Origin of the sequence: Kitasatospora sp. NPDC057904, from assembly GCF_042887925.1 — a bacterium.
Taxonomy (GTDB): Bacteria; Actinomycetota; Actinomycetes; order Streptomycetales; family Streptomycetaceae; genus Kitasatospora.
The window spans coordinates 556,589-571,083 of sequence record NZ_JBHVOL010000002.1 but is presented as its reverse complement, the minus strand read 5'-3'; the positions used below and the strand labels follow the sequence as shown (position 1 = coordinate 571,083).

11 protein-coding genes are annotated in these 14,495 nt (G+C 73.4%); 4 read left to right on the top strand and 7 right to left on the bottom strand.

Going from position 1 to position 14,495, the window contains the following annotated elements; translation table 11 throughout:
- Window positions 1-94 precede the first annotated feature (94 nt).
- Window positions 95-1,699 (top strand): tannase/feruloyl esterase family alpha/beta hydrolase, encoded by a 1,605-nt coding sequence (locus tag ACFVSN_RS07905; protein WP_387954006.1) that lies wholly within the window; start codon window positions 95-97, stop codon window positions 1,697-1,699.
- Between the two features lie 73 nt (window positions 1,700-1,772).
- Here the strand turns inward: ACFVSN_RS07905 and ACFVSN_RS07900 are convergent, their stop codons facing one another.
- On the bottom strand, window positions 1,773-2,828 hold the full coding sequence (locus ACFVSN_RS07900; protein ID WP_387954004.1) for an alpha/beta fold hydrolase: 1,056 nt from the start codon (window positions 2,826-2,828) through the stop codon (window positions 1,773-1,775).
- Window positions 2,829-3,065: 237 nt separating this feature from the next.
- On the opposite strand from ACFVSN_RS07900, the gene ACFVSN_RS07895 reads away from it, so the two are divergent.
- On the top strand, window positions 3,066-3,614 hold the full coding sequence (locus ACFVSN_RS07895; protein WP_380448257.1) for a CGNR zinc finger domain-containing protein: 549 nt from the start codon (window positions 3,066-3,068) through the stop codon (window positions 3,612-3,614).
- A 108-nt stretch (window positions 3,615-3,722) separates the two neighbouring features.
- Here ACFVSN_RS07895 and ACFVSN_RS07890 read toward each other — a convergent pair whose 3' ends face one another.
- Complete coding sequence (locus ACFVSN_RS07890; protein WP_380493884.1) at window positions 3,723-4,148, bottom strand: Ohr family peroxiredoxin; 426 nt, start codon at window positions 4,146-4,148, stop codon at window positions 3,723-3,725.
- A 283-nt stretch (window positions 4,149-4,431) separates the two neighbouring features.
- On the opposite strand from ACFVSN_RS07890, the gene ACFVSN_RS07885 reads away from it, so the two are divergent.
- The gene (locus tag ACFVSN_RS07885) at window positions 4,432-5,874 is read left to right on the top strand and encodes an aldehyde dehydrogenase (RefSeq protein ID WP_387954003.1); all 1,443 of its coding nucleotides are present in this window, start codon (window positions 4,432-4,434) and stop codon (window positions 5,872-5,874) included.
- Here the strand turns inward: ACFVSN_RS07885 and ACFVSN_RS07880 are convergent.
- The 5 genes from ACFVSN_RS07880 to ACFVSN_RS07860 form a co-directional block, all read right to left on the bottom strand.
- Window positions 5,864-8,707, bottom strand: coding sequence for a bifunctional YncE family protein/alkaline phosphatase family protein (locus ACFVSN_RS07880; protein ID WP_387954001.1), 2,844 nt, complete (start codon window positions 8,705-8,707; stop codon window positions 5,864-5,866). The genes ACFVSN_RS07885 and ACFVSN_RS07880 overlap by 11 nt on opposite strands.
- A gap of 57 nt (window positions 8,708-8,764) precedes the next feature.
- Complete coding sequence (locus ACFVSN_RS07875) at window positions 8,765-10,123, bottom strand: ABC transporter permease (RefSeq protein ID WP_387588685.1); 1,359 nt, start codon at window positions 10,121-10,123, stop codon at window positions 8,765-8,767.
- Window positions 10,120-11,064 carry an ABC transporter ATP-binding protein gene (locus ACFVSN_RS07870; protein WP_387588687.1) on the bottom strand — a complete coding sequence of 315 codons (945 nt, stop codon included), beginning with the start codon at window positions 11,062-11,064 and terminating at the stop codon, window positions 10,120-10,122. The genes ACFVSN_RS07875 and ACFVSN_RS07870 overlap by 4 nt, the downstream gene beginning before the upstream one ends.
- A gap of 185 nt (window positions 11,065-11,249) precedes the next feature.
- Window positions 11,250-11,780, bottom strand: a complete 531-nt coding sequence (locus ACFVSN_RS07865; RefSeq protein WP_387953999.1) for a GNAT family N-acetyltransferase — start codon at window positions 11,778-11,780, stop codon at window positions 11,250-11,252.
- A 288-nt stretch (window positions 11,781-12,068) separates the two neighbouring features.
- Complete coding sequence (locus tag ACFVSN_RS07860) at window positions 12,069-12,542, bottom strand: nucleoside deaminase (protein ID WP_380441088.1); 474 nt, start codon at window positions 12,540-12,542, stop codon at window positions 12,069-12,071.
- 319 nt (window positions 12,543-12,861) lie between these two features.
- On the opposite strand from ACFVSN_RS07860, the gene ACFVSN_RS07855 reads away from it, so the two are divergent.
- The gene (locus ACFVSN_RS07855; RefSeq protein ID WP_387953997.1) at window positions 12,862-14,322 is read left to right on the top strand and encodes a methyltransferase; all 1,461 of its coding nucleotides are present in this window, start codon (window positions 12,862-12,864) and stop codon (window positions 14,320-14,322) included.
- Window positions 14,323-14,495 lie beyond the last annotated feature (173 nt).

The following is a 14,495-nucleotide window of genomic DNA, read 5'->3' as shown; positions in this document are numbered from 1 at the left end:
GGAGCGTCGGATACCCGCCAGCATAGTAACCGTTCAGAACGGTTACTTTTCGGCCCGACGGGGCCAAGGCTCACACCCAAGGACGGGAACACCCATGAACCGACGACTCCTGGCAGCCCTCGCGGCGGCCGTGCCCCTCGCCGCCGCGCTCTACGCGCCGAGCGCCGTCGCGGACACCCGCACCCCGTACAGCTGCGTCGCCCCCGCCGTGCAGGCCCCGCCCGGGACGCGGGTGGAGGGCGTCACCGCCGTCGCCCACGCCGCCGGCACCGTCGACGTGCCCGCGGTGTTCCCGCTGTCCGACGCGCACATCCCCGACGTCCCGGCGTTCTGCGACGTCACCGTCACGCTCACCCACCCCGGCCAGGGCGACCACGCCAAGGTGCGGGTCTGGCTGCCCCAGCAGAACTGGAACGGCCGCTTGCAGACCGTCGGCGGACTCGCCTACGCCGCCGGCGACTACGGCGCCAACCTCGCGGCCGTCGTCAAGAGCGGCTACGCCGCCGCCACGACCGACGCCGGCGTCGGCTCGTACGTCGACACCAAGTGGGCGCTCGACGGCTCGGGGCAGGTCGACAAGGCGCTGCTGGAGAACTTCGCGTCCCGGTCCGAGCACGAGGCGGCGGTCGTCGCCAAGGCCGTCATCGCCGGCCACTACGGGCGCGCCGCCTCCTACGCGTACTTCAACGGCTGTTCCACCGGCGGCCGTCAGGGCTACGCGGAGGCCCAGAGGTATCCCGAGGACTACAACGGGATCCTCGCCAACGCGCCCGCCATCGACTGGACGCGGTTCGAAGTCGCCACGCTGTGGCCGCAGGTGGTGATGAACGAGGCGAAGACCTACCCGACGGCGTGCGAGTTCAAGGCGTTCACGGACGCCGCCGTCCGGGCGTGCGACGGGCTCGACGGGGCGGTGGACGGGCTCGTCGGCAAACCCGACGAGTGCGGGTTCAACCCGCGGCGGCTCATCGGCACCACCGTGGAGTGCGAGGGCAAGCAGGTGACCATCAGCGAGGCGGACGCCGAGGTGGTGCGGCGGATCTGGGACGGGCCGCGCACGCCGTCGGGCCGCAAACTCTGGCCGGGCGTCCCGGTCGGCGCCGACCTGAGCGGCCTCGCGGGCAGCACGGTCGACGCCGCGGGCAACCGCGTCGGCGCGCCGTTCCCGGTGCCGGCGGCGTGGGTGGGGACGTGGCTGAAGAAGGACCCGTCCTTCCAGGTCGCGTCCCTCACCTCCGGCGACCTGGCGCGGCTGTTCCGGCAGTCGGTGGCCGAGTACGACGACATCATCGGCACGGCCGACCCGGACCTCTCCGCCTTCCGCGACGCTGGCGGCAAGCTGCTCACCTGGCACGGGCTCGCGGACGAGTTCATCCCGGCCGACGGCACCGTGCGCTACCGCGAGCAGGTCGAGCGGGAGATGGGCGGCCCGGAGGAGGTCGACGACTTCTACCGCCTCTTCCTCGCCCCCGGCACGGCCCACTGCGGCCTCACCGGGCGCACCGACGACCTCGGCGCCCTGACCGCCTGGGTCGAGCAGGGCAAGGCCCCGCAGACGCTCCCGGCGACCCTCGGGACGGCCTCCGGCCGGCAGGTGAAGCGCGACCTCTGCCCCTACCCGCAGGTCTCCCGCTACGACGGCCACGGCGACCCGGCCGACCCGACCAGCTTCCGCTGCACCCCGGCGACCCGCGACTGACCCCGGCGCCGCGCGACGCACCCCGGCCCGCACCCACCGATGGGTGCGGGCCGGGGTGCGTGGTGCCCGGTCGTCAGAACCGGTCGACGTCGACGACGGCCTGGGCGAAGCGGGTGGGGGCTTCCTGGGGGAGGTTGTGGCCCACGTCCGTCAGGGTGCGGTGCTCGTAGGGGCCGGTGAACATGTCCCGGTACGTGGAGCCGTCGGCGGGGGTGGCGGTGAACGGGTCCAGGACCGGGTCCATGGTGATGGTCGGCACGGCGATGGCGGGCCTGCGGGCCAGCAGGTGTTCGTCGTGGTCGTAGCGGTGCTCGCCCTCGACGATGCTCAGCCGCCAGCGGTAGTTGTGGATGACGATCGCCGCGTAGTCGGGGTTGTCGAAGGCGGCCGCGGTGCGGTCGAAGGTGGCGTCGTCGAAGCGCCACGTCGGGGAGACCGTCTGCCAGACGAACCGGGTCAGGTCGCGCCGGTGGGTGCGGTCCTGCATGGCGGCCTTGCCGCGCTCGGTCGCGAAGTAGAACTGGTACCACCAGGTGCGCTCGGCGCCCGGCGCGAGCGGCTTCGTCTGGGCCTCGCGGTTGGTGATGAGGTAGCCGCTCACCGGCACCAGGGCCTTGACCCGCTCGGGCCACAGGGCCGCCATGACGGCGCCGGTGCGCGAGCCCCAGTCGAAGCCGGCGACGACCGCGCGGTCGATCCGGAGGGCGTCCATGAAGGCGATGATGTCGCGGGCGATGGCCGCCTGCTGGCCGTTGCGGGGGGTGCGGGACGACAGGAAGCGCGTCGTGCCGTGGCCGCGGAGGTAGGGGACGAGCACGCGGTAGCCGAGGTCGGCGAGGAGCGGTGCCGCGTCGACGTAGCTGTGGATGTCGTACGGCCAGCCGTGCAGCAACAGGACCACCGGCCCGTCGGCGGGCCCGAGTTCGGCGTAGCCGACGTCGAGCACGCCGGCGGTGACCTGCTTCAGGACGGGGAAGGAGGTGTGCGTGCCGGGGACGACGTCCGGCACGACGGGGGCCGGGCCGGAGGCGGGCGCCGCACCGGCGATGCCCTGCAGGCCGGTGAGCGAGGCGGTGGCCGCCCCGGCGCCGAGGCCGACGGCCTTGGTGAAGCTGCGCCTGTCGATCATGTGGTTCCTCTCGGGGAAATGCGGACGCGTCCCTTGGTGGGGAGGCGGCTGTCCGGAGCGCGGGTCACTCTTCCGCTCCGCTTTCGTGCGTCACATCGGTCACTTGACGGTCGGTGTGGAGGGGCCGTCGTACGTCGTGACCGGTCTGGGCAGTGATGAAGGTGCGGCCGGGGCAACGGCCGGGGCCGGGGCACGGGCATTGCGCATCCAGCGGTCACTGGTCAGTATGGTGACGTGATGCATGCCTTCCCCTGTGGGACCCTGCCCCTCGACTTCGTCGGCACCTACCGCGCGCGGCGCAACGAGGTGCCGGTGGAGAAGCTGGCCACGCCCGGTCAACTCGACGCCTGGTTCGTCGAGTCGGGGATGTTCGACACCGTGCCCGGCGCCGATGCCACGGACCTCGACATCGCCGTGGACCTGCGCGAGGCGGTCTACGCGCTCGTCGCCTCCCGGCTCGACGGGCAGCCGATGCCGACCCGGGCGATCGCCGAGGTGAACCGGCACGCGGCGGGACTGCCGGTGACGCTGCGCCTGCACCCCTCGGGTGCCACCAGGACCGGGTCCGTGGCACAGGGGCTGGCCGCGCTCGCCCGCGAGGCCGTCGAGATCCTCGGCGGCGACGACGCGGCGCTGCTGCGCGAGTGCGCCCGGCCCGAGTGCACCCAGGTCTACCTCGACCGCTCGCGCGGCTACCGGCGCGAGTGGTGCGCCATGCGGACGTGCGGGAACCGCGTCAAGGCCGCGACCTACCGGGCGCGTCAGCACGGCGGCGCCGGGAGCTGACGGCCGCTCTGTAGCGGGACCCCCGCGGGGCGTGTGGTCACCGCTCGGGGACATGCGTCCGCCCGGGCCCGTCGGGGGAGTCGGGCCCGGGCGGGGTCTGTGGTGGCGTCAGACGGCGGTCGCGGTGACGGTGACCGGTATGTTGCCGCGCGTCGCCTTGGAGTAGGGGCACAGCCGGTGGGCCGCGGCGGCCAGTTCGTCGGCCGTCTCCTGGTCCACGCCGCCGAGTTCGAGGTCGAGGACCGCGCCGAGGCCGAACTCGCCGTCGTCGCCGTGGGTGAGGGTCGCCTCGACCCTGATGGCGGTGCTCGTCAGCCGGACCTTGCGCTCGCCGGCCGCGCGGCGGACGGCGCCCAGGAAGCACGCGCCCCAGCCGGCCGCGAACAGCTGCTCCGGGTTGGTCGCGCCGCCGGCGCCGCCGAACTCCTTCGGGATGGCGAGCGCCGTGGTGAGGCTGCCGTCGTCGGCGACGACCTGCCCGCCGTTGCGGCCCTCGCCGGTCACGGTGACCACACCGGTGTAGCTGACTGCCATGGCCGTGTCTCCTCTCGCTCTTCTCTTGCTCTTCGGTCCGGCGGACCGCCCTCGCGGTAACCTGTCTGACTGGTGACGACTATTCGCGCCGGCCGGGATGGCTGTCAAGGAGCCTGTCCGCTGATCTGGCTGGAATGCAGCAGATTTGGGTGTTGTGCGGCTGGAATTCGGTGTGTCCCGGTGCCGCTTGCTGCTTCATGAGTAACTGTCTTGACAGGTTATTTGATGACGCATCAGACTCGTCCGGAGACCACGACGCGCTCAAGGGACGAGGAAGCGGAACATGCTGACGTACGACCGGCTCTACATCGCGGGTGCCTGGACCGAGCCGAGCCGGGCCGGGCTGCTGGACATCCGCTCCCCGCACGACGGGAGGCTGCTCGGCCGGGCCGCGCAGGCCGGGCCGGCGGACGTGGACCGGGCGGTGGCCGCGGCCCGGGCCTCGTTCGACGGGGGCGTCTGGCGGGAGACGCCGCCGACGGCGCGCGTGGCGGTGCTGCGGCGCTTCAACGCGCTGCGGGAGGAGAACGCCGACCGGATCGCCGAGCTGATCGCGGCCGAGAACGGTTCGGCGGGCTGGTTCACCCGGGCCGGACAGCCGGGGCTGACCCGGCAGGCCAACGCCTACCTGAAGGCGGCGGAGGAGTTCGGCTGGGAGGAGACGCTGGTCCCGTCCGACCCGGCCTCGCCGGTGCGCAGCGTCGTGCGGCGCGAGGTGGTCGGGGTCGTGGCCGCGGTCATTCCGTGGAACTCGCCGTTCTCCTCGGCGACGTCGAAGCTCATCCCGGCCCTGTTGGCGGGCAATTCGGTGGTCCTGAAGGTCTGTCCGGAGAACTCGCTCAGCATGGGGTTCCTCGCCGAGCTGCTCGACCGGGCGGGCCTGCCCGGGGGTGTGGTGAGCGTCCTGCCCGCCGACCGCGAGACGAGCGAGCACCTGGTCTCCCACCCCGGGGTCGACAAGATCGCCTTCACCGGCTCGACCCGGGCCGGCCGGCGCATCGCCGCGATCGCGGGCGAGCAGCTGAAGCGGGTGAGCCTCGAACTGGGCGGCAAGTCGGCGGCGGTGATCCTGCCCGACGCGGACATCGCGACGGCGGTTCACGGGCTGAAGTTCTCCTCCCTGCTCAACAACGGCGAGTCCTGCATCGCGCAGACCCGGATCCTCGCCCCGCGAGAGCGCTACGACGAGGTCGTGGCGGGGCTCAAGGACGTGATCGAGTCCCTGAAGGTGGGCGACCCGGGTGACCCGGAGACGTTCATCGGGCCGATGATCCGGCGCGACCAGCAGGAGCAGGTCCGGCGCTACATCGCCCTCGGTGTCGAGGAGGGCGCCCGGCTCGTCACCGGCGGCCCACAGGTCCCCGAGGGGCTGGAGCGCGGGAACTACGTCACCCCGACGCTCTTCGCGGACGTCGACAACTCCATGCGCATCGCGCAGGAGGAGATCTTCGGGCCGGTGCTGGTCGTCATCCCCTACGACGACGAGGACGACGCCGTCCGCATCGCCAACGACTCCGAGTACGGCCTGTCCGGCGGTGTCTGGTCCGCCAGCGAGGAGCACGCGCTCGCCGTGGCCCGCCGCATCCGCACCGGGACGGTCACCGTCAACGGCGCGTCCGTCGGCTTCGACGGACCGTTCGGCGGGTTCAAGGCCAGTGGCATCGGCCGCGAGTACGGGGCCGTCGGGCTCGGCACCTACACCGAGTACAAGACGATCACCGTCTGACCGACGGATTGCCGGGGCGGGGCCGGGGGTCAGGGCAGTCCGGATGTCTTCGCAAGCGCCCGGGCGTGGCGGTCAAATGACCGAGGGCGTGTCCGGCGGACGGGATGTAGGCGCCGGGGACGTCGTTCGGGGCGTGGATCTCGGACTCGCCCGGGTACGGGGCCGTCCAGTTGTGCGTCTGGTACCAGGTCAGGTGGTTCATCTGCGCCGGGTTCGCGCGGTCCGGTGCGGCGTTCGGGCCGGTGAGGCGCTGCTTGGACTTCCAGGAGTCCCACTGCGCCGCGACGCCCTGCTCCGCCGCCGGCGGCGCGACCGTGGTCGGGGCCGGGGCGGCCGCGCGGTCCTGGACCGCGCCGGGCACGTCGACGCCGCAGGACGGGGGCGTCTTCAGGCCGTCGGTCAGCGACGTCCGGTTGGGCACCGCGGTGAACGGCGTGAAGTCCGGCTTGTCGGTGAAGGCCGTGGTCATCGGGCTGGCCGCGCTGTCCTTCTGGTTCATCGGGTGGATCCCGAGGATCTGCTCGATGGTGCGGACCATGGTGATCTGCGAGTAGTAGCGGCTGTCGACGGTGCCGTGCTGCGCCCAGGGGCTGATGACCTGGATCGGGGCGCGGTGGCCGTCGACGTGGTCGAGGCCGGCCTGGGAGTCGTCCTCGACCACGAAGATCGCGGAGTCCTTCCAGTACTCGCTGTGCGAGATCTCGTCGACGATCTTCCCCACCGCGAGGTCGTTGTCGGCGACCTGCGCGGCCGGACCCGCCGGGCCGCCGGTGTGGTCGCTGGACAGCCACAGCATGTTGAGGCCGGCCGGGCCGTTCTGCTCGAAGTCCTGCTTCCAGATCTGGTACCGGTACTGGTCCGGCACGTCGAGGTCGAACTTCGGGAAGCCGGGCACCGACACGTCGTTGAGCGAGGGGATCGGCGACGAGGAGTTGAGCGGGTAGGCGGTGTCCTGCCCGGTCGCGTCCATCGTCTTCGCGTCGCAGTACAGGTTCTGCCAGCTCGCGCCGTCGGGCTTGGTCAGGAACTGGTGGAACTCGCCGAAGTCGCGCACGTCCGTCCCGGCGGCCTGTGCGCCGGTCCACAGGAAGCCCGAGCGCTGGTGGCCGAGGGCGTCGTCCTCGGTGTCGTAGCTGCGCTGGTACTCGCCGGCCGAGGACTCGGTGTACTCCGGGTTGTCCGCCTGCATCAGCCAGTTGTGGCCCTCGGCGGAGTTGGTGCCGATGTCGTAGGTGTTGTCGTAGAGCCCGAACTGCTGGGCCAGCGCGTGCTGGTTCGGGGTGACGTTGGCGCCGAACTGCGCGAGCTTCGGGTCGCCGTTGCCCTTGGCGATGTCGCCGAAGAGCTGGTCGTAGGTGCGGTTCTCCTTGACGATCATGAAGACGTGCTTGATCGGCGACGGGTCGCCGATCCGCGCGGGCACCGGTGCCGGCTTGGCCTTCTTGTGGTCGGCCGTCCGGACCGCGCCGTCGGTCCAGCCGTTCTGCTGGAAGACCTTGGCGGTCTGGTCCCGGATCTCGCGGTCGCCCGGCAGCGTGAACTGCGTGATGCTCGACGTCGTGTCGTGGGTGTTGTGCGCGCCGGTGGCGTTGGGGCGGCGGGCGTCGATGCCGCGGGTGTTGGAGACGACGACCTTCGAGCCGACCGTGGTGATCTCGGCCGGGAAGTAGTCGGTGGGCAGCAGGCCGACGTAGCTCACCGGCTCCTGCGCACCGGTGAACCGGTAGACGGCCACCGCGTCGGCGCGGCCCAGGGTGACCAGCAGGCGGCCGTCGTCGGTGAGCGTCACCGCGGTGGGCTCGTAGCCGACCGAGGCCTCCGGCCACGGCTTGGTGGAGACGGTCTGCACGACCCGGTCGTGCGCGGTGTCGACGACCGACACCGTGTCCGAGCCGGTGTCGGCGACGAACAGCACGCCGTTCTTGGCGTACAGCGCCGTCGGGTGCAGGCCGACGTCGATGGAGCCGACGGCGGCGGAGGCGTCCCCGAGGTCGATCACGCTGACGGTGCCGGAGGTCGTGGCGCCGGTGTCCTGGTCGGCCGGCACCTGCGTGCCGTAGGAGTTGAGCGTGTCGTCGTCCTCGGTGGCCGGGCGGCCGCCCTCGTTGCCGACGTACAGCTTGTGGCCGACCTGGGCGATGCCGCGCGGCGCGTTGCCCACCGTCCAGCTCTGCTTGACGGTGCCGCTCGCCGCGTCGATCGCGACCACCCGGTTCTGGCCGTTGACGGCCGCGTAGACCGTCGAGCCGTCGGCGGAGAACACCGCGCCGGAGGCGAGCGCGTGCTTGGCGCCGTCGGCCGGGATCGCGACCTTCACCGGGTTGGCCAGGGTGCCGTCGGCGTTCACGGTGAAGCGGGTGTAGCCGTCGAGCTGGCCCAGCCACAGCTGCTTGCCGTCCGGCGAGTAGGCCGGGGCCTCCTGGCCGACCGAGCCGTCGCTCAGGTGCAGGTCGTCCGCCTTCGCGGTGCCGACGCGCTGCTGCACCTGCCCGGTCTTGAGGTCGACGATGACCAGCGACGCGCCGCCGTCGGCGAGCGCCGCGGCCAGGTGGGCGCCGTCCGGGCTGACCCGGGAGCCCATGATCTTGCCGTCGTTGACGACCGACCGAGTGCCGTAGGGGGCGATGTACTGGTCGCTGGAGATCACCTGGCCGTTGACCGTGACCTGGCCGACCTGGTCGGTGCCGAACTGGTGGGTGGTCGCGAAAGCCGTGCCCGTGGCCACGGCCACCGCCGTGATGCACGCCGTGGCGAGCGTGGCACGGCGGCCCATGCGCCGGCCGAGAAGGGCGGGGTGTTCTCTCGGGACGCGACGACGACGCGTTACCTGCATGGCGTCATTCCTTCGGTGAGTGGGACTGGTTGGGGGCGAGGTGCGTGTGCGGTGCGTTCAGTGGGGTGAGGAGGAGAGCAGCGGGAGCTGCCCGTCGAACTGCCACAGCGGGTTCGGCGCGTCCCCGTCCGGGGTCTGCACCAGGAAGTAGCCGTTGACCTCCTTCGGCCCGTCGCCGTCGGCCATCAGCCGGCCGTCCGAGGCGACGTCGAGCTGGTAGACCGCCGTGCCCGGCGCGGCCACGCCCGGCAGGTGCCAGGTGACGACGCAGCGCCAGTCGTTGCCGGGGCCCTCCGGGTCGACGTGGCCGTCCCCGCGGTCGCACGCCGCCGTGACCCGCAGCTGCTCCTCGGTGACGGCGGGGCGGTGCAGCTGTTCGGTCTGGAGCCGGTACAGGTGGGCGAACACGGTCGACACCGACTGCTGCACCTTCGCCTGGGTGATCCCCGAGCCCGTCGACGGCGCGGCCACGGCCACCGCGCCGAACGTCAGCGCGAGCAGCCCGGCCAGCGGCAGGACGCCGGAGGTGAGCGCGCGGCGCTCCGCGCCGTCCTCGCTGCCGTTGGTGAAGTCGCGCCGCACGAACAGCCGGTAGGCCGCGGCGGTCGCCACCACGGCCCACACCAGGCTGACCGCGACCGAGATCAGCAGCTCGTCGAGCTGCGCCGGGTCGGCGAACAGCCCGTTCCACGAGACGAAGGCGTAGCCGGGCAGCGCGAGGCGCAGCGCCACCGGCAGCGGCAGCATCTGCGCGAGCTGCATCGCGACCGCGGTCAGCGCGGGGACGAGCAGGCCCATCGGCGAGCGGCCGAGGAGGACGGATCCGAGCAGCCCGATCGCGGCCAGCGCCAGGGTCGGTGCCAGTGCGCAGGTCCACGCGAGCAGGACGCCGCCGGCCGCGTCGGACGGCGGCAGCTGGTGCCCGTCGACGCCGACCAGCGGCCGGTTCCCGACCGCCGCCAGCCCGCCGGCCGTCGCGGACGCCATCAGCCCGGCCACCAGCAGCACGATCACGGTGCCGCTCGCCAGCGCCTTGGCCGCGAAGATCCGCCGCGGGGAGCGGATCGCGACCAGCAGGTGGCGCCAGGTGCCGAGGCGGTCCTCGGCGGCGAAGACGTCGCCCGCGACCACGGAGGTGAGGAGGGGCAGGGCCCAGGAGCCGGCGAAGCCCAGCACCACCAGGGGCCCGGCCCAGCCGGTGGCGTGCATCCAGCGGCCGAACAGCGTGTCGGACGGCAGCGTGCCCTGCTGGGCCACGGCGGCGACGAACAGGCCGGGCAGCGTCCAGCAGGCCAGCACCAGCAGGCGGATCCGCCACTGGGAGACGAGCTTGACGACCTCGAAGCGGTACACCCGGGCGACCGGTACCGGCCGCGTTCCGGGGGCCGCCTTCGGGGATGCGAGTGCGGTGCTCATCGGGCGCCCTCCTGCTGGTCGGTCAGGGCGAGGAACGCGGCCTCCAGCGGCGGGACCACGGGAGCGACTTCCCGCACCCCGATGCCCGCGTGCACCAGGGCACCCACGAACTGCTCGACGGCCGGCGCCGAAGCGCGCACGACGAGCGTCCCGGCCGCGCGCCGGGGCCCGGTCCCGGTGACGGCCCTGATGCCCGGGGTCTCGGCGGCCACGGCCCGGGCGGCCGACGGATCGGACGTGAGCAGGCGGTAGTCGAGCTCGGGGCTGTCGGCCGCGAGCTTCTCCAGCGGGCCGGAGAAGCGGACCCGGCCCGTCGCGAGGATCGTGACCTCGTCGCAGAGCGCCTCCAGGTCGTCCATGCGGTGGCTGGAGAGCACGACGGTCACGCCGTCGTCCGCGAGGCGGCGCAGCGCCCGGTGCACGTGCTGCTTGCCCGCCGGGTCGAGGCCGTTGGACGGCTCGTCGAGCACCAGCAGGCGCGGGTCCGTGAGCAGCGCGGCGGCCAGTCCGAGGCGCTGGCGCATGCCGAGGGAGAACCCGCGCACGCGGTCGTCCGCGACGTCGCTCAGCCCGACCTCGGCCAGGGCCCCGTCGATGCGGCCGGTGCGGGCGTCCTGGCCGGTCAGGGCCGCGAGGGCGGCCAGGTTCCGGCGGGCGGTGAGGGACGGGTAGAGGCCGGGGCCGTCGACGAACCCGGCGACGCCGGGCGGTGCGGCGAGGGCCCGTCCGACGGGTCTGCCCAGCACCTCCAACTCGCCCCCGTCGGCGACGGCCAGGCCCAGCAGCAGCCCGAGCAGCGTCGTCTTCCCGGCCCCGTTCGGCCCGGCCAGCCCGTGGATCCGCCCGGCCGCCAGGTCGAGCCCGACCCCGTCGAGCGCCACGACGTCACCGAAGTGCTTCGTCAATCCGCGTGCCCGTACGGCATGTTGTCTGTCGTTCATGGCCCCTTCTCGCAGTCCCCCACGGAAGGTAGGGGGTGCGCGGGGCGGCGTCAGGAGCGCGCGGTTGAACTCGGATGGAACAGCAGTCGGTATGTCCGTATGCGGACGCCTCCGCGGCCGGAACAGGGCGTCTGTCCCGGCCGCGGAGGGCTGTGTCGGACGGTTGTGCCGGAGGGTTTGGACCGTCAGATTCCGAACGGAGCCGCGTACCGGACCGTGCCGGACGGCAGCGGGTGGTGCTCCGGGTCCAGGCCCAGCGCCATCAGCGCCTCGTCCGGCACCTCGATGCTCAGGCCGATCCCGTGGGCGGAGGCCCGGCCGAAGCCGAAGCGCGGGTAGTAGTCCGGGTGCCCGAGGACGACGACGAAGCGCTCGCCCAGGCGGCGTGCCTCGTCGAGCGCGGCGCGGATCGCGGCGGAGCCGGCGCCGGTGCGCTGGTACTCCGGGAGGACGGCGCAGGGGGCCAGGCACAGGGCGGGGGTGTCGCCGATGTGGCAGCGTGTGAGCAGCGCGTGGCCGACCCGGCGGCCGTCGGGGGTGACGGCCAGCACGGACAGCTCGTCGATCCAGGCCCCGTCCATCCGCAGGGCGTCGACGAGGTCGGCCTCCGACGGCGACCCGAACGCGGCGAGGACGATCTCCCGGACGGCCGGGACGTCGTCGGCGGTCTCGGTGCGGGTGGTCCAGCGCGGGGTGGAGGTGGTGGAGATGGTCATGATGAACGAGGTTCCGTTCCGGTGTGGTGTGTTCGTCCGGGGACGGCGACGCGTCCCCGGCCCCGCGAGCTCACGCTCCCGGCGGGGAAGGGGGATTCGAGGGCGGGGTCAGGCCGACGCCCGGGACGTGAGGGTGACCCGGGCGCTGCGCACGGCGACGGCCTTGAGCGCGGTCATCAACCCCACCTCCCCACTTCCTCGATCCGGTCGAACACGAACCGCTCCACCGTAACACCGACCCGGTCGTGAGGTCACGTCGTTTGTCGGCCGCGGATCCGCACCGGGCGGCTATCCCCAGTAGCCCGTGTGGACGGCGGCGGCCTCGTCGTAGAGGTGGGGGCCCGAGACGGTGACGGTGTTGCCGCCGGCGGCGAAGACGTCGCGGCAGGGGAGGGCGAGGACGGGCTCGTCCGGGTCCACGCCGGCGATGGCGTTCAGCTCGGGGGCGGCGAGGGCGTAGACGACCCGGCGGATGCCGCTCCAGTAGATCGCTCCGGCGCACATGGCGCACGGTTCGGTGCTGGAGTACAGGGTGGCGCCGGTGAGCTGGGTCGGGGCTAGGTGGCGGGAGGCCTGGCGGACGAGGTTGGTCTCGGCGTGGGCGGTGACGTCGTGGTCCGTGAGCACGGTGTTCTCGGCGGTGAGCAGGACGCCGCCGGCGCCGTCGGTCAGCAGGGCGCCGAACGGGTGGTTGCCGTGGGCCCGGGCGGAGGCCGCGAGCTCGATGGCCGTGAGCAGGTGGGCGCGGGTCTGGTCGGCCATGACGGTTCTCCTCGGGGCGGCGCGGGCGACGAGGACAAACGTATAGCGCGCGGGCCCGTCGGGGGTTGATCGAAACCGCCGGGGCCGCCGGTCGACCCGGAGCGGAAGGGGCCGGTCCGCGAGGGTAGCAGCGCGGGGCGGGTGTCCGGGGACGGGCGGCCGGGTGTCCAACCGCGGGCGTCTGCGGTTGGACACCGGGGGGTGCGGTGATCGATTGACAGACCGTTCGCGGCTCCAGGTAAATGGCGCAGCAGTGGCCCGCCGTTCGCGGGCGGACCTCCGTTTCCGGCACCCCGATCCCGGAGTTGATGCTGTGTCAGTGCGAGAGCGTGAGCACGAGAACGACGCCCGGCCGGACCTGTCCGGCGTGGTCGCCGCCGCGCTGGCCCCGTTGGTGCCGGTGCGGGCGGTGACCGTGCGGGCCGACGGGGCCGGGGCACGGCGGCTGCTCGTCGAGGTGCTGCCCGAACCCGGGCCGGCGGGTGACGAGGACGACGAGGCCGTCGTGGTCGAGTCCTGGCAGGCCGTGTTCGAGGACGCGTACGGGCTGGTCGCGGACGACGACGGTCCGGAGGCGGGCCGGCTGGCGGGGTGGACGGACAGCTTCACCGGCCGGCCGATCGGCGCCGCGCACATGGCCGAGTGGGTGGACACCACGGTGGAGCGGCTCGCCCGGCTCGGGCCCCGCGCCGTCCTGGAGATCGGCGCCGGCACCGGGCTGCTCGCGCGGCCGCTGGTCGAGCGGCTCGGCGTCCGCGAGTACACCGCGACGGACTTCTCCGCCGAGGCGGTGCGCCTGCTGCGCCGACTGGGCGACGACCTGCGCCGGGGGCGGCCGGAGGCCGTGATCACGGTGGCGGAGGCCGCGGCCGACGTGCCCGCCCCGCCGGCCGCGACGCCGGGCGGGTACGACACCGCCGTCGTCAACTCGGTCGTCCAGTACTTCCCTTCGGTGGCGTACCTGGAGTCGGTGATCGCCGCGACGCTGCCCCGGATGGCGCCCGGCGGGCACGTGTTCCTCGGCGACCTGCGGGACTCCCGCCTGCTGGAGCACTTCGCGGTGCTCAAGCACGAGCTGCGGCGGGAGCCGGGACCGCGCAGCGGCCTGCGCCTGGACCACGTGGCGGTCGAACTCGCCGGTGACGTCGAGCTGAGCGTCGACCCCGGCTACCTGGCGGACCTGCCGCGGCGCTTCCCGGCGATCACGGCGGTCGAGCTCGCCCCGCGCCTGGGCGCGGCGCCCACCGAGATGACGCTGTTCCGCTACGACGCCGTCCTGCACGTGGGCTGCCCGGCCCCGGCGGAGGCCGGCCCGTGGCGGCCCGCCGCCCGGATCGGGCTCGACGAGCTCGACTGGCTGCTGGCGGGCGACGCCGCGGCGTTCGGCGTCAGCGGGATCGCCAACGCCCGCCTGGGCGAGGCCCGCCGGCTGCACGCGGCACGCCGGGCGGAGCCGGTCGACGGGCCGGGCGTGCCCGGCCTCGACCCGGAGGCCGTCCACCGGCTGGCCGAACGGCACGGGCGGCCCGTCCGGCTGCGCTGGAGCCTGGACGGCCGGCCGGGGGACTACGACGCGTGGTTCCCGGGCCTGGACGCGGACGAGCAGGCGCACTACCGGGTCGCGGTGCCCGCCGCGGCGCCGGGCGCGGGGTGCCGTCAGCAACTGGTGCCGCCCGCCGTCTCGGAGGACTGGCGGCGGGCGGTGTGCGAGGCGCTCGCCCGGCACGCCCCGGACGCCGGTGAGCCGCCGGAGGTCGAGTTCGTCCTGGCGCTCGGCTGACCGTCGGCCACGGCCCTGGTGGACGCCCGGCCCCTCGGGCCATGATGCGCTGCGACGGCTTCGGCGGTGCCCGGCCGTCCGTCCGCGCGCGCTGTGCCGCGTGCCCTTCCCCCTAGTGCCCTTCTCCCTTGTGATGCCCCTGCGCCCGCCTGCCAGGGAGCCCCGAAGCCCCA

Bases quoted from the DNA above. Each gene is read 5' to 3' on its own strand.
- ACFVSN_RS07870 (WP_387588687.1), bottom strand. From the start codon at position 11,064: ATGAACGACAGACAACATGCCGTACGGGCACGCGGATTGACGAAGCAC.
- ACFVSN_RS07890 (WP_380493884.1), bottom strand. From the start codon at position 4,148: ATGGCAGTCAGCTACACCGGTGTGGTCACCGTGACCGGCGAGGGCCGC.
- ACFVSN_RS07895 (WP_380448257.1), top strand. From the start codon at position 3,066: ATGCATGCCTTCCCCTGTGGGACCCTGCCCCTCGACTTCGTCGGCACC.
- ACFVSN_RS07865 (WP_387953999.1), bottom strand. From the start codon at position 11,780: ATGACCATCTCCACCACCTCCACCCCGCGCTGGACCACCCGCACCGAG.
- ACFVSN_RS07905 (WP_387954006.1), top strand. From the start codon at position 95: ATGAACCGACGACTCCTGGCAGCCCTCGCGGCGGCCGTGCCCCTCGCC.
- ACFVSN_RS07860 (WP_380441088.1), bottom strand. From the start codon at position 12,542: ATGGCCGACCAGACCCGCGCCCACCTGCTCACGGCCATCGAGCTCGCG.
- ACFVSN_RS07880 (WP_387954001.1), bottom strand. From the start codon at position 8,707: ATGCAGGTAACGCGTCGTCGTCGCGTCCCGAGAGAACACCCCGCCCTT.
- ACFVSN_RS07875 (WP_387588685.1), bottom strand. From the start codon at position 10,123: ATGAGCACCGCACTCGCATCCCCGAAGGCGGCCCCCGGAACGCGGCCG.
- ACFVSN_RS07900 (WP_387954004.1), bottom strand. From the start codon at position 2,828: ATGATCGACAGGCGCAGCTTCACCAAGGCCGTCGGCCTCGGCGCCGGG.
- ACFVSN_RS07885 (WP_387954003.1), top strand. From the start codon at position 4,432: ATGCTGACGTACGACCGGCTCTACATCGCGGGTGCCTGGACCGAGCCG.